General features: G+C 64.5%; 13 protein-coding genes and 1 other RNA gene. 2 read left to right on the top strand and 12 right to left on the bottom strand.

Annotation, left to right across the window (positions count from 1 at the left end; all coding sequences use genetic code 11):
- Positions 1-440: 440 nt before the first annotated feature.
- From GOOTI_RS26935 to pgm, 3 genes are all read right to left on the bottom strand, one after another.
- On the bottom strand, positions 441-968 hold the full coding sequence (locus GOOTI_RS26935; RefSeq protein ID WP_007240844.1) for a hypothetical protein: 528 nt from the start codon (positions 966-968) through the stop codon (positions 441-443).
- 142 nt (positions 969-1,110) lie between these two features.
- Complete coding sequence (locus GOOTI_RS22215) at positions 1,111-1,860, bottom strand: DsbA family protein (protein ID WP_007240843.1); 750 nt, start codon at positions 1,858-1,860, stop codon at positions 1,111-1,113.
- A 118-nt stretch (positions 1,861-1,978) separates the two neighbouring features.
- Positions 1,979-3,619, bottom strand: coding sequence for a phosphoglucomutase (alpha-D-glucose-1,6-bisphosphate-dependent) (pgm, locus tag GOOTI_RS22210; protein ID WP_007240842.1), 1,641 nt, complete (start codon positions 3,617-3,619; stop codon positions 1,979-1,981).
- Between the two features lie 70 nt (positions 3,620-3,689).
- Between pgm and GOOTI_RS22205 the strand changes: the two genes are divergently transcribed.
- Positions 3,690-4,277, top strand: a complete 588-nt coding sequence (locus GOOTI_RS22205; protein ID WP_007240841.1) for an alpha/beta hydrolase — start codon at positions 3,690-3,692, stop codon at positions 4,275-4,277.
- A 108-nt stretch (positions 4,278-4,385) separates the two neighbouring features.
- The gene (locus GOOTI_RS22200) at positions 4,386-4,961 is read left to right on the top strand and encodes a TetR/AcrR family transcriptional regulator (RefSeq protein ID WP_039994565.1); all 576 of its coding nucleotides are present in this window, start codon (positions 4,386-4,388) and stop codon (positions 4,959-4,961) included.
- A 134-nt stretch (positions 4,962-5,095) separates the two neighbouring features.
- On the opposite strand, the gene ssrA is transcribed toward GOOTI_RS22200, so the two are convergent.
- From ssrA to prfB, 9 genes are all read right to left on the bottom strand, one after another.
- Positions 5,096-5,468, bottom strand: a transfer-messenger RNA (tmRNA) gene (ssrA, locus tag GOOTI_RS25420).
- A 107-nt stretch (positions 5,469-5,575) separates the two neighbouring features.
- The gene (locus GOOTI_RS22195) at positions 5,576-6,484 is read right to left on the bottom strand and encodes an alpha/beta hydrolase (RefSeq protein WP_233425556.1); all 909 of its coding nucleotides are present in this window, start codon (positions 6,482-6,484) and stop codon (positions 5,576-5,578) included.
- Positions 6,485-6,765: 281 nt separating this feature from the next.
- Positions 6,766-7,971 carry a glycoside hydrolase family 27 protein gene (locus tag GOOTI_RS22190; RefSeq protein ID WP_051998042.1) on the bottom strand — a complete coding sequence of 402 codons (1,206 nt, stop codon included), beginning with the start codon at positions 7,969-7,971 and terminating at the stop codon, positions 6,766-6,768.
- Positions 7,972-8,081: 110 nt separating this feature from the next.
- Complete coding sequence (gene smpB, locus GOOTI_RS22185) at positions 8,082-8,555, bottom strand: SsrA-binding protein SmpB (RefSeq protein WP_005170871.1); 474 nt, start codon at positions 8,553-8,555, stop codon at positions 8,082-8,084.
- Positions 8,556-8,624: 69 nt separating this feature from the next.
- Positions 8,625-9,536: a permease-like cell division protein FtsX gene (ftsX, locus tag GOOTI_RS22180; RefSeq protein WP_007240837.1), complete on the bottom strand. Its 912-nt coding sequence runs from the start codon at positions 9,534-9,536 to the stop codon at positions 8,625-8,627.
- A 102-nt stretch (positions 9,537-9,638) separates the two neighbouring features.
- A complete protein-coding gene (gene ftsE, locus GOOTI_RS22175; protein ID WP_007240836.1) occupies positions 9,639-10,325 on the bottom strand; it encodes a cell division ATP-binding protein FtsE in 687 nt (228 codons plus the stop codon).
- A 90-nt stretch (positions 10,326-10,415) separates the two neighbouring features.
- Positions 10,416-11,024 (bottom strand): hypothetical protein, encoded by a 609-nt coding sequence (locus GOOTI_RS22170; RefSeq protein ID WP_007240835.1) that lies wholly within the window; start codon positions 11,022-11,024, stop codon positions 10,416-10,418.
- The gene (locus tag GOOTI_RS22165) at positions 11,024-12,007 is read right to left on the bottom strand and encodes a mechanosensitive ion channel family protein (RefSeq protein ID WP_007240834.1); all 984 of its coding nucleotides are present in this window, start codon (positions 12,005-12,007) and stop codon (positions 11,024-11,026) included. Before GOOTI_RS22165 ends, GOOTI_RS22170 begins: the two co-directional genes overlap by 1 nt.
- Positions 11,994-13,109: a peptide chain release factor 2 gene (prfB, locus tag GOOTI_RS22160; protein ID WP_007240833.1), complete on the bottom strand. Its 1,116-nt coding sequence runs from the start codon at positions 13,107-13,109 to the stop codon at positions 11,994-11,996. The genes GOOTI_RS22165 and prfB overlap by 14 nt, the downstream gene beginning before the upstream one ends.
- Between the last annotated feature and the right edge of the window lie 81 nt (positions 13,110-13,190).

The following is a 13,190-nucleotide window of genomic DNA, read 5'->3' as shown; positions in this document are numbered from 1 at the left end:
TCACTCCCAGCATCGCGTGCGCTGTCACCGCGGGCATTGCCCTCGTCGACGTCATCACCACCGCACTCGCCGCTCATCCGTTGTCACCCCCGGCTTTTTGATGCATCTATCGAATACACGTTCTACGCTATCCGATGCCACCGACAAGTTTCGGTGTCGTCTGAGCACGGTGAGTGACGGCACGATCTTTGTTGGACACGGATGCTGCAGAACGTCGTCGGGGATGCGTCGACACAGAAGCGATCGGGACAAACAGCGAACATTCGCCGTTATTCTTTGTGCCACAATGCATTACAAGTATAGAAAGGTATTACGCATACACATGACGCGAGTCCGGCCCCACTTTGCGGTCCAGAATCTGCAGTCCAGAATCTGTTCAGAGCACAACGCGACCCCTTCGATGAACGAAGGGGTCGCGTTGTGTCAGGATGAGTTTCAGCTCACGAGAACTTCGCCTTGAGCTTCTGGACGCGCTCGTCGCGCTTCTCCTTCTTCTCGGCCTTTCGAACCGTCTTGCCGAACTCGGTGATCGCGTCGTCGATATCGTCTGAACGGCTCGCATCCACGAGCGCACCGCCCGCAGCGCCGAGGCCGAACCCGAGCAGGACTCCGAGGGGCCCGCCGAGCACGCCGATCAGCATGCCGAGGAGAGAGCCCCCGACCGTGGCGTCACCGGACTCGACGTCGCCGATGTTCGCGGCGGTGTACGGGTCGACGCCGACCTGGCCGACGCGAAGTACGGCCGACCCCAGGGAGAGAACGGCTATGCCCACCAACGCCCAGAAGATTCGACGTACGTAGTAGCCGTCCAAGAGTGTGGAATCAGACGGCGCCGAATCCGCCGTGGCTCCGGTCGACGCCGCACTGGTCGACCGGGCGTCGGCTGATGCGGCGTCGGCGCTCCCTGTCGTTGGTCTGTCCGGTCGATCGGAGTGCGTGTTGTCCTGACTGTCGTCTGGTCCGGCCATCGCTTACGTCACCGCCTCGGATGAAAGCCCCTCATAACAAGTGATACCAAGGGTGCCACCACTACGCCGACGATCGAGCGATTTCGGATCTTTGTGAGTGCGCGTCGCTGCAGGTTGTGCTCTTGCCATTACGGCAAGGCGATCACTCGCTCGCTTTGCCGAGAAGCTTGTCGAGCCATCCGGTACCGTCGAGGATTCCGTTGACGGGTTCGCCACCCGAGAGCACCGTCGGTGTTGCCACCTGCCCACCAGTCGCCTTGGCGAGCTGGTTCTGGGATTCTTCTGCTGCCTTCTCACCCTCGGCGACCTTGGCGCCGTCGGTGATGCATTTCTGCGTCGCCGCACTGGCGCCCTGTGCGGCCGCGATCGTCGACAGATCGGCGTTCGACGGGTCGGAGTCGCTGCCCTCCTTGGGCTGATCCGCGAACAATGCGGTGTGGTACTTGAAGAAGACCTCGCGATTCTCGCCTGCGCCAACACATTGCAACGCGCCCGCCGCCCGACTCGAGTAGTCCCCCGACGCCGACTGACGATTCAGGAAGTTCAGCATGTGGTACCGCACGCGCAGCTTCCCGGCGTCGACGGCACCGACGATCGCCTGCCCTGACTGTTGCTCGAACTGCTTGCACACGGGGCACATGAAGTCCTCGAAGACGTCGATCGTCGTCTTGGCGTCGGGCGCACCGATGATCAATGCGGCGTTGGAATTGAGGACCTGCTCGTTGGCCGTGCCGCCCTGGTCGCGGTTGCGGTTCCAGAGCACCCCTCCAACCACCAACGCGATCACCACCACCACCGCGATTCCCAGCAGCACGTAGGTCGACGTGCTCGACGTCGCCCGAGGCTGGTACTTCGACGTCGATGCGGGCCGTGGCTTGCGCCTGTCAGTCACAGATCATCCTTCGTGGTGTTCGCCGCGCCCCGGTGGCGAGGCCGGTGCCCGCCACCGATCGACAGCGGGCACCAGGGGCGAGCGTAACGCACCGACGATTCACGACAGCACCACCGTTTCAGGACAGGGCGGCGTCGACGACCTCCTGCGCCTGCTCCTGGACCCTCGCGAGGTGATCGACTCCCTTGAAGGACTCCGCATAGATCTTGTACTTGTCCTCGGTCCCGGACGGTCTCGCCGCGAACCAGGCATCGGCGGTCGTCACCTTCACCCCACCGATGGGAGCGTTGTTGCCCGGCGCTTTCGTCATCACGGCGGTGATGGGGTCGCCCGCGAGGTCGGTGGCCGTGATCTGGTCGGCCGAGAGGTTCGCGAGCACGGCCTTCTGCTCGCGAGTGGCAGGTGCATCCGTTCTGGCATAAGCGGATTCGCCGTACTCGGCGGCCAGCTCCCGGTAGCGCTGCGACGGTGTCTTGCCGGTGACCGCGAGGATCTCCGATGCCAGCAACGCCATGATGATGCCGTCCTTGTCGGTCGACCACGGACCACCGTCGAATGTGAGGAACGACGCGCCGGCGCTCTCCTCTCCCCCGAAAGCGATGCTGCCGTCGAGCAGACCGTCGACGAACCATTTGAATCCCACCGGGACCTCGATGAGCTTGCGCCCGATCCCGGCGACGACACGGTCGATGAGACTCGAACTGACCAGCGTCTTTCCGACCGCCGCTTCGGGCGACCAGTTGGATCGATGCGTGTACAGGTAGTCGATCGCCACGGCCAGATAGTGATTGGGGTTCATCAGTCCGCCGTCGGGCGTGACGATGCCATGACGGTCGGCGTCGGTGTCGTTGCCGGTCGCGATGTCGTACGAATCACGTGAATCGATGAGCGACGCCATGGCGTCCGGTGACGAGCAGTCCATGCGGATCTGGCCGTCGGTGTCGAGTGTCATGAACGAAAACGTCGGGTCCACAGTCGGATTCACGACAGTGAGCTTGTCGAGGTTGTACCGGAATCCGATGGCCGCCCAGTACCCTACCGACGCGCCGCCGAGAGGGTCGGCGCCGATCCGGATGCCCGCGTTGCGGATCGCCTCCATGTCGACGACGGAGGCCAGACCGTCGGTGTAATTCATGACGAACGAGTAGTTGTGCACCAGATCGTCATGTCGGGCTTTGTCGAACGGAACACGTGCGACGCCATCGAGTTTCGCCGCGAGCAAGTCGTTGGCACGGTTGGCGATCCACGTCGTGGTCGTCGTGTCGGCAGGACCACCCGACGGAGGATCGTATTTGAACCCACCGTCACGCGGCGGGTTGTGTGAAGGTGTGACGACGATGCCGTCGGATTCGACACCGGGATTGGCGGCGTTGAACGTCAGGATGGCGTGACTGATCGCAGGAGTCGGAGTGTAGGTGTCGTCCTCGGCCGTGAAGACCGTCACCCCGTTCGCGACGAGGACCTCGAGAGCCGACTGCCACGCCGGAACCGACAACGCGTGGGTGTCGAAACCGATGAACAGCGGGCCTGTGATGCCCGCACCCTTCCGGTGTTCGACGATCGCCTGGGTGATCGCGAGAATGTGCGCTTCGTTGAATGCGGTGTCGAGACTCGATCCCCTGTGCCCGGACGTTCCGAACACCACCCGCTGGCCCGGGTCGTTCGGGTCCGGCACCTTGTCGTAGTAGGCGCCGACTACCGCGTCGACGTCGATGAGGTCTTCGGGCAGAGCCGGAGTGCCGGCACGTGGGGAAGCCATATCTCTAGATTGTGCCCGAAACCGGGCGTCGACGTCAGTCACTTGTACCGCGGGCGGCATGCTGGAGACGATGACCCCGCGACTCACCGTGCTCGTTCTCCCCGGCGGCACCGATCACAGCTACCGTCCGTTCAGTCCAACGCAGGGCACAGCGTTGCGCATGTATCCGTTCACGTGGTCTATCCGAGCCCGCTTTCGTGGCGCCGTCGACGTTCGACAGGTCCGGTACAGGGTCTACGGCTGGAACGGCGGTCAGGAAAGCCCCATGCCGTATGCGCGCGCTGCTCTCGACGAGATCACCTCGGAACACCCCGGGGTGCCCGTCGCGCTCATCGGTCATTCGATGGGCGGCCGGGTCGCAGCGCATCTCGGTGCCGACGCGCGGGTCGTCGCAATACTCGCACTGGCGCCGTGGTGGCAACACCACGACTGGCGTCGAATCCGGCGCGGTGTACGAGTCCGCGCGATCCACGGTGACGCCGACACCCTCACCTCGCCGCGACGGACGGCAGAGGGCATCGCCGAACTGCGCGACAACGGCTACGACGCGACGTTCGTCTCGGTGCCGCACGGACACCACGCGATGCTCGACCACGTCCTCCTGTGGCAGGACGCAGCCTTGGAGTTCGTCCGGCGCGCGATCGATGATGTCGGCTGATCGACAGAACTTCAACGACGGGTGCCATGCGCTGTCCGTACTGCGCGCCTCGCGGCGGATCAGCGCGGTAGCGTGTTGCGCATGCCAGGTGCCGCTAGGCGGAAAACGATGTCGCAGAGCAGAATTCTCGCTGCGACATCAGCAATCCTGGCGACCGGAGAGCATTACGCCGACATCCCCGTCGAACGCATCCTCGAGGCAGCCGACGTCTCGCGATCGACGTTCTATCAGTGGTTCCCGGACAAGACCGCTCTCATCCTGCAACTGACCACACCACTCCTCGAGGAGTTCGTCGCCGCAGCGGACCGCTACTGGAAGCATCCCTCGCAGGCCCAACCGGAAACGCTCACCGACGTCATCGCAGAGCTGTTCGGCTCAGCACGTCGGTACCGGGTGATCTGGCGCGCCTACCTCGAGACGACGAGCACCGACGCAAGGTTCGGGGACAGTTTTCGGCGCGGCCTACAGAACTACATGGCCGACATCGCCGACCGCATCCGTACCGAGCAGGCCGCGGGACTCGTCTCCGCCGACATCAAGCCCGACCAGACCGCCCGCTTCATCGTCGTCGGCATGCAGGCCGGATTCTCGGACATCATGCAGCTCGACGACGACACCGACGATCGTGCATTCGCCGCGGCGATGGCCCGTTCGATCTGGCTGACGATGTACGGCGGCCGCTGAGCGTGATGCACCCCTGTCGTGCGACGTGAATCGACATCGGCACACGGTCCGCGTAGCGAAGATATCAGAGCTCGCCTGATCGTACCGAAACCACATAAAAAGCCTCCCACCTGCGTGAACAGGTGGGAGGCTCTTTGTGGAGCTGCCGGGAATTGAACCCGGGTCCTCCGTCGCTTCGGTAGGGCTTCTCCGTGTGCAGTCCGCTCTGCCTCTACTCGGATCTCCCGGTCACGCGAACAAGCCGAGATGACGATCCCAGTCGCTGTGAGTTGTCCCGTTCACCCCCGCGACCGGAGTGGACGGTGAGCTCCTTTGAATGATGCCGGCACCGGGTCAAGGAGCGAAACCCGGGCCGACAGACACGCAGTCGCTGTCAGGCAGCGAGTGCGTAGTCGCGCTGATTCTTATCGGCGCTTAATTGGTTGCCGCGACGCTTAGCGGTGGTCTCTGGCCTGCACCGACACGCTTCCCCCACCTCGACGCACGTAGTCGAAACCGATCAGCCCCGAGATGGTTCCACCGGAAACCGGCGGAAGCTCCATTATAACAACCCGCGACGCCGGGTTCATTCCCTTTCTCACCGGCGACTCAGTGCGAGCCGGCCGACGTCGTCATCAGGCCCCTAGCGCAGGCCCGATCACTCGCCAGCTGTCGCGCATCTCGGTAGCGAAGAGCGACCACGTGTGCGCGCCCTGGTCGAACACACGGTAGGTGTGCGGTATCCCCGCGCCGCGAAGTGCCCCGGCCATCTGGTCGGTGCACCACCGCGTCGCCATCTCCACCTCGGCGGGTCCGGCGAGGAGCGACGGCGCGCCCACCGGAGCGCCGTCGGTACGTCCGGGGAGACCCGACGCCACGCCCAGATAAATCGCCTTACCCCTTAATCGTTCCGGATGGCGTGAGGGGTCGTGGTCGACCCACGCAGCCGATCCGGGAGGCCCGAACATGTTCAGCGCATTCCCTCCACCGAGCGACGTCGTAGCGAATACGCCGGCGGTGGCCGGCGGCGCACTGATGGCCGGGCAACCGCTGTACGACGCCGCGGCCCGATAGAACGATCCGCCCCGACCTGCGATGTCGAGCGCAGGACCACCCGATAGCGACAATCCCGCAATCGCATTGCGGCCGTTGGTTTTCAGGGGCCCGGCGATCGCGGCGGGCAGTTCCCGCAGCAGATAGGTGGCCCACTTGTTGACCCCGAGGACCGGGTCGGGTCGCTGCCAATCGGCATACCAGGAGTACGGCCCACCGAGCGGCGACACCACGGTCACATTCTTGCCCGCGAAGAACGAGCGGTGGTCGGTCTGCTTGAGCCAGCTGTCACCCTCGACACCACCGGAGCGCCCATTCAGCAGGTAGAAGACCGGCGCCGCGCTCCCGCCTCGTGGACGCAACACCTGATTCGGAATGACCTTCCCCATCGATGGCGAATAGACGTACACCATCGACAGTTGAGCGTCGACCCGATCGATCCTGACCACCGCCGCCGATGCAGGCGCCGCGAGCGCTGTACCGCTTAGCATTGTCGCGACCACGGCCAACAGCGCGGCGACAATCGACGCAGCGCGACGACTCGGTCTCGTCGACATCAGCTGTGGCCACACTCGACCCTCCTGTGACGCACGTGACGTATGTTGCAGTTGTGGCAGTCCTCTCCAGATCACCCGGCATGTCTAACCGTTTGCACAGCAAACGTCCAGGTTCGACGCGCCGCTCGATCCGCATCGTCATCAGATCGCGACCGCACCGACCGCAACGAGACGTAGGCGAACCCTCCCCGTGACGACCCCGCTGGTCGCGAGGCTCAGCGGATCTCGAGCATCACGGTGTCGTGGACACCGACCGGCACCGACAGTTCGCCGTGCTGCGCGGTGTACGAACGCCCGGTCCACGCATCGACCCCCGTCACCGAGGCGTCGCCCACGAGTCCGACACTTCCCAGGGGCACCGACAGCGTGCGCGGATGGTCCGCACGGTTGGTCAGCGAGATCACCAGTCCCTTGTCGCCGATCGCGCGAGACCACACCTCCGGGTCGTCGTCGACCATCGCCCCCGCGACGACGCGCGAGTCCTGATCGATGTCGACCGCCGTGGCATTGCGCAGCAGGTCACGAGTCTCCTGCGACATGGTGGTCAGGTCGTTACCCGTGATGAGTGGCGCGGCCATCATCGCCCACATCGACATCTGCGTCCGTTGCTGCGCAGCCGTCAATCGACCCATTCCGACGACGAGCATGTCGGGGTCGAGAAAGGAACCCGGCTGGACCCGCGACGTCAACGGCCCCGCTGCGTCGATGATGTTCACGATCCCCTGTAAGCCGGACGGCCCGCCGGGCGTCGACCACGCAGGTGTGATGTCATTGGTCACCCGTGTCATCGTTGCCGTTCCGCCCCAATCGAATTCGGCACCTGGTACCGACCCGGACACACCGCTGTTGGGATTGATCGAGTAGACGATGGGACGCCGGGTGTCTCGCAGGGCATCGCGCATCGCGGTGAAGGACGAGACCTGATCGTCGTGATCGGAGTCGGACGAACACCAGTCGTACTTCAGATAGTCGACGCCCCACGCGGCGAACGTCGTGGCATCGAGCTCTTCGTGGCCGCCGCTGCCAGTCGCACCGGGATACACGCCCTGGAACTGGGTGCAGGTCTTGTCCCGCGCCCCCGAGTAGATCCCGAACAACAGGCCGCGCTCATGGAGATACGCGCCCAACGACGCCATCCCCGACGGGAAGCGAACCGGGTCCGCCTGCAATCGACCCGACGCGTCGCGCGTCGGAGCAGCCCAGCAGTCGTCGACGACCACGTACCGATATCCGGCGTCACGAAGCCCCGACGACACAAGTGCGTCGGCCTGCTCACGGACGACCTTCTCGGTGACCCCACAACCGAAGGTGTTCCAGCTGTTCCAGCCCATCGGTGGCGTGGCGGGCAATCCACCGATCGCCGGCGCGTCGCCGCCGACCCTTCCCTGCTGTTGCGGCGTACAGCCCGCGAACACCATCATCGCCAGCGACAGAAGCGAACACACGACGACGCCTGTTCGTCGCGCACGCCACCCGGGCGATGCGCTGCGAATCACCCGCTTCGACGGCGCGTCCGATGACCCGGTAGCGATCACATTCCCTTGACGCGACGGCCCAACTCACGCTCGACCTCGCGTTGTGCAGTGCGACGGGCGATGTCGTGGCGCTTGTCGTGCGCCTGCTTGCCGCGTGCGAGCGCCAGTTCGACCTTGACCTTGCCGTCGTTGAAATACAGCGACAGCGGCACCAACGTGAGGTTGCCGTCGCGGATCTTGCCGATGAGGTTGTCGATCTCCCTGCGATGCATGAGCAGCTTGCGCTTACGCAGCGGCGCATGGTTGGTCCACGACCCCCTGCCGTACTCGGCGATGTTCAGACCACGCAGCCACACCTCGCCGTCGTCGATGGTCGCGAAGGCGTCGACCAGCGACGCCTTACCCTCGCGCAGGCTCTTGACCTCGGTACCCACCAACGCCACACCCGCTTCATAGGTGTCCAGGATGGTGTAGTCGTGGCGTGCCTTACGGTTCGACGCGATCACGTTCCGTCCCTTTTCCTTCGCCACTTTCCACCTTCTCTCTGTTTCGTCTGGGTCTGCGTCGGGTTCTACCCGGCTCGCGCGATGCTCGGAGCCTCACTCACGAACGTAGACACGCAGCGTGACATACGCCGTCCCGGCTGCCAACACAATTCCGGCGAGGATCAGCCATGGCGAGACGAACAAGACGTCGCCCGCGGTGATCCGCGCGAGGATGTTCACGCCGTACAGATCGTGCAACGCCTTGTCGAAGAAGAACACCTTCGCCGCGAACAGCCCGCCGATGGCGAGCAACGAACCGATGAACGCCGCGACCACCGCTTCCAACAGGAAGGGCAGTTGCGTGTACCACCTCGTCGCGCCCACGAGCCGCATGATCGACACCTCGGTACGTCTCGTGAACGCGGCCACCTGCACTGTGTTGACGATCAGCAGGATCGCCGCCACCGCAAGGACCGCAGCCACCGCGAACGCCGCGTTGCGCACCCCGTCGAGCACGCTGAAGATGCGTTTGACCAACTCCCGTTGATCAAGAACACCGTCGACGCCGAGATCCTTCCGGTCGGCGTACTTGTCGAGCACTTCGCCGAAGCGGTTCGCGTCACTCATGCGCACTTTCAACGACGCCGGGTTGGCGTCGGGAGAGATCATGTCCGCGATCTCTGGCGCACTCTCCTCGAACGCCGCCTTTGCCGCCTTGTAGGCGTCGGCCTTGCTCACGTACGTCACCGATCCGACGCCCGGTTCCTTCTCGAGGTCGGCACGCAGCGTCGAGCATGGAGCACGTTGGCAGTCGGGATCGGCCGCGCTGACATCGTCGTTGATGTAGAACTGCATTTCGACGCGGTCGAGGAAGATCTTCTGACTCTTGTTGGCCATCTGGATGACCAACAACCCACCACCGAGCATGCCGAGTGTGATGGCGGTGGTGAGGATCATCGCGATCGTCATCGTGACGTTGCGGCGGAGACCGTTGAAGACCTCGCTGAGGATGAAGTTCGCTCGCATGCTGCTGCTACACGTCCTTTGGTCTGTGTGGTGAGCGGGCTGACGGGCGTCGACAGGTCGGAGTGCGCGGCCGCGAAATCCGGCGCACATCGCACCCGACGGTCAGCCGATGCCGTACACGCCCTGCGCGTCGTTGCGGACGAGTTTGCCGTTGTCGAACTCGAGAACGCGACGTCGCATCGCGTCGACGATGTGCCGATCATGGGTGGCCATGACCACGGTGGTACCTCGCCTGTTCACCCGGTCGAGGACGTCCACGATCTCCTCGCTGGTCTCCGGATCGAGGTTTCCCGTCGGCTCGTCTGCCAGCAACACCAATGGCCGGTTGACGATCGCCCGAGCGATGGCGACGCGCTGCATCTCACCGCCCGACAACTCGTAGGGCATACGGTCTTGCTTTCCTTCGAGGCCCACATACTCGAGAACCTCCGGCACGACGCGGCGAATCGTCGACGGCTGCTTGCCGATCACCTCGAGCGCGAACGCGACGTTGTCGGCGACAGACTTCTGCTGCAGCAACCGGAAGTCCTGGAACACACACCCGATGGATTGCCGCAGCTTCGGCACGGTGCGCCCGCGGAGGCGGTTCACATGGAACTCGCCGACGTACACCTCGCCCGTCGTGGGCCTGTCCTCTTTGAGCAGCAGCCGGAAGAACGTCGACTTTCCGGAACCAGAGGGGCCGATGAGGAAGGCGAACTCGCCTTTGTCGACCTCCAGATCGAGATCGCTGAGGGCGGGCCGACTCGAAGCCTTGTACTTCATCGTCACGTTCTCCAGCTTGATCACGACATCAGAGTGTAACGGTGACGCCTGAGAGCTCCGTTCAGGTGACGCGCGGCACGTCTGTGCGAGGTCGGGCGCGGACAGGTACCGCGCTCAGCGCGACGGAACCGCAGGCGTCTCGTTCTGCTGCGTCTGCCGGTTGAAGAGGTCGAACGGGCCGTTGCGCGAGGTCGTGGTCGGCTGACCCGAGGGCTCACCGGTCTGAGCGCCCTGCTCCCCTGGCGCGCCGGGCTCCTCGCTGCCGCCGACCGGCGGTGCCAGCGAATCACTCGGTTCTGTACTCGACGGGTAGGACGTCGGCGACGAATACGTGGCCGAGGGGGTCGTCTGCACGGTGGTTCGGTGATGCGTAGGTGCCGGCGGAGGCTCCACGATGCCGTACCGCTGCGAGGTGTACCCGTAGAGCACCACGCAGACGATGAACAGCACTCCGACGATGGCCGTACTGGTGCGCGCCCTCGTGTGCGGAATGTGACTCCAGTCGCGGCTGGGGCGGAGACGACGCTGCGGTTCCTCCGGCTGTGGCGACGTCGGAGCGGCGACGTTGTCGGAGACAGCTTCTTTCTTGTCCGACGCGGTCGGGTCACCAGCGGCGACATCGGGCGCTCGTGCTGGTTCGACGTCCGCCTCGGGTGGACGGCTGTCGTCAGGATTGCGCCGCCCCGCATGCTGCGGCGGCTCGGGCTCGTGCCTGTGGACCATTACTGATCACCACCCGACGACTGGCTTGGTGCCGGATCGGGCATACCGCTCGGCGGCGCCGATCCGGCCTGCACCTCCCGACCGGACGCGACGTTGATGCCGCGGCTGGCCAGAGCGCGCACGATCCACGCGCGCAGTGCACGACTCACCTCGAACTGCTTGCCGGGCAGGGTCCGGGTCACCATGCGCACAGTCATCGAATCCAGCTCGAGGTTGGTCACACCGAGGGGAGACGGCGCGTCGAGCAACAGGTCGTGCCAGTACGGGTCGTGATAGAACCGCTGCCCGACCTCGGAGAGCACCTCGTTGACCACGCCGATGTCGGATTCGGCGGGCACCGGAACGTCGACGACCGCCCGCGCCCAGTCCTTCGACCGGTTGGTTGTCTTGATGACCTGACCGTTGGGAACGGTGATGACCTCGCCCTCCGACGTCCGCAGTCGGGTGATGCGCAAGGTCACATCCTCGACAGTGCCCTCGGCCTCGCCGTTGCCGGTGACCGTCAGGGCAACAACATCGCCGTAGCCGTACTGCTTCTCGGCGACGACGAAGAAACCGGCCAGGATGTCCTGGACGACGCGCTGCGCACCGAAACCGAGCGCGGCACCGATCACCGCCGTCGGACCGACGAGCCCGGACAGCGGCACGTGGAAGACGGTCAGGATGTGCAGGAACACGACGATGCCGACGACCACGACGAGCGACCACGACACCACGTCGATCATCGCGCGACGGTGTTTGGAGTCCTCGCTCTGCACGATCAGATCGCTGTTGTGGAACTGCGACTCGAGTCGGTCGGTGAACTTCTGAGCCGACCAACGGATGAAGCGCACGACCAGGATGCCGCCCAGAATCCAGATGACGATCTCGAGACCGCTTGTGGCCATCCAGCGGTAGAAGCGACCTATCACCGCCTCCGTCGCGCCCGGCGCGAAGGCGAGAGTGGTCATCTGCGCCTGTGCGAGGGCATCACGCATCGGCATCGGCCATCCGCCATCGGATACCGGCCTCGATGAACTCGTCGATGTCGCCGTCGAGAACCGTCGCCGGGTTGTTGTTCTCGACGTTGGTCCGCAGGTCTTTCACCATCTGGTAGGGGTGCAGCACGTAGGAGCGCATCTGGTTGCCCCAACTGGATCCGCCGTCACCCTTGAGCGCATCGAGTTCTGCGCGCTCCTCCTGCTGTTTGCGTGCGAGCAGTTTGGCCTGCAGCACACGCATCGCGGATGCCTTGTTCTGTAGCTGGCTCTTCTCGTTCTGACATGTCACGACGATGCCCGTCGGGATGTGTGTCAGTCGGACCGCCGAATCCGTGGTGTTCACCGACTGCCCACCGGGACCCGACGACCGGTAGACGTCGACCTTCACATCGTTCTCGTCGACGTCGATGTGGTCGGTGGTCTCGACGACGGGAAGCACCTCGACCTCGGCGAACGAGGTCTGACGACGGCCCTGGTTGTCGAACGGACTGATCCGGACCAGTCGGTGCGTGCCCTGCTCCACCGACAATGTGCCGTACATGTACGGCGACTTGACCGCGAACGTCGCCGACTTCAGGCCCGCCTCCTCCGCGTACGAGGTGTCGTAGACCTCGACGCCGTAGCCGTGCTTCTCCGCCCATCGGACGTACATGCGCATCAGCATCTGCGCCCAGTCTGCGGCGTCGACACCGCCAGCTCCCGATCGGATGTTGACCACGGCATCGCGCGAGTCGTACTCGCCGGCGAGCATGGTCTTGACCTCCATCGCCTGGATGTCGGCGCGCAACGAGGCGCGCTCGTCGTCGGCGTCGGCAAGTGCGGAGGTGCGTGCCTCACCCTCTTCGGACTCGGCGAGCTCGTAGTGGACCGGCATGTCGTCGAGCCGCTGCCGCAACTCGGTGACGCGTCGCAACTCGGATTGGGCGTGCGACAGTTCGCTGGTCACCTTCTGCGCATGCTCCTGGTCGTTCCACAGGTCGGGGTCGGACGCCTGCATCTCGAGCTCGTCGATCCGCCTGCGCAACTCGTCGACGTCGAGGACCTTCTCGACGGTCGTCAGGGTCGAGTCGAGGGATTCGAGATCGGTTGCTACGTCAGGATGCACGGTTCACCAGGATACCGATTGCCGATCGCCGATGTGCCCCCACTCCGGTGCACCGCGGGGTGTTCGTCATGATGGGTCACG

Source organism: Gordonia otitidis NBRC 100426 (assembly GCF_000248075.1).
GTDB classification, from domain to species: Bacteria; Actinomycetota; Actinomycetes; order Mycobacteriales; family Mycobacteriaceae; genus Gordonia; species Gordonia otitidis.
Note: the sequence above shows the minus strand (reverse complement) of the source record. Positions and strands in the feature narration are given on the sequence as shown.

Bases quoted from the DNA above. Each gene is read 5' to 3' on its own strand.
- GOOTI_RS26935 (WP_007240844.1), bottom strand. From the start codon at position 968: ATGGCCGGACCAGACGACAGTCAGGACAACACGCACTCCGATCGACCG.
- pgm (WP_007240842.1), bottom strand. From the start codon at position 3,619: ATGGCTTCCCCACGTGCCGGCACTCCGGCTCTGCCCGAAGACCTCATC.
- GOOTI_RS22205 (WP_007240841.1), top strand. From the start codon at position 3,690: ATGACCCCGCGACTCACCGTGCTCGTTCTCCCCGGCGGCACCGATCAC.
- GOOTI_RS22200 (WP_039994565.1), top strand. From the start codon at position 4,386: ATGTCGCAGAGCAGAATTCTCGCTGCGACATCAGCAATCCTGGCGACC.
- GOOTI_RS22195 (WP_233425556.1), bottom strand. From the start codon at position 6,484: ATGCTAAGCGGTACAGCGCTCGCGGCGCCTGCATCGGCGGCGGTGGTC.
- GOOTI_RS22190 (WP_051998042.1), bottom strand. From the start codon at position 7,971: ATGATGGTGTTCGCGGGCTGTACGCCGCAACAGCAGGGAAGGGTCGGC.
- ftsX (WP_007240837.1), bottom strand. From the start codon at position 9,536: ATGCGAGCGAACTTCATCCTCAGCGAGGTCTTCAACGGTCTCCGCCGC.
- GOOTI_RS22170 (WP_007240835.1), bottom strand. From the start codon at position 11,024: ATGGTCCACAGGCACGAGCCCGAGCCGCCGCAGCATGCGGGGCGGCGC.
- GOOTI_RS22165 (WP_007240834.1), bottom strand. From the start codon at position 12,007: ATGCCGATGCGTGATGCCCTCGCACAGGCGCAGATGACCACTCTCGCC.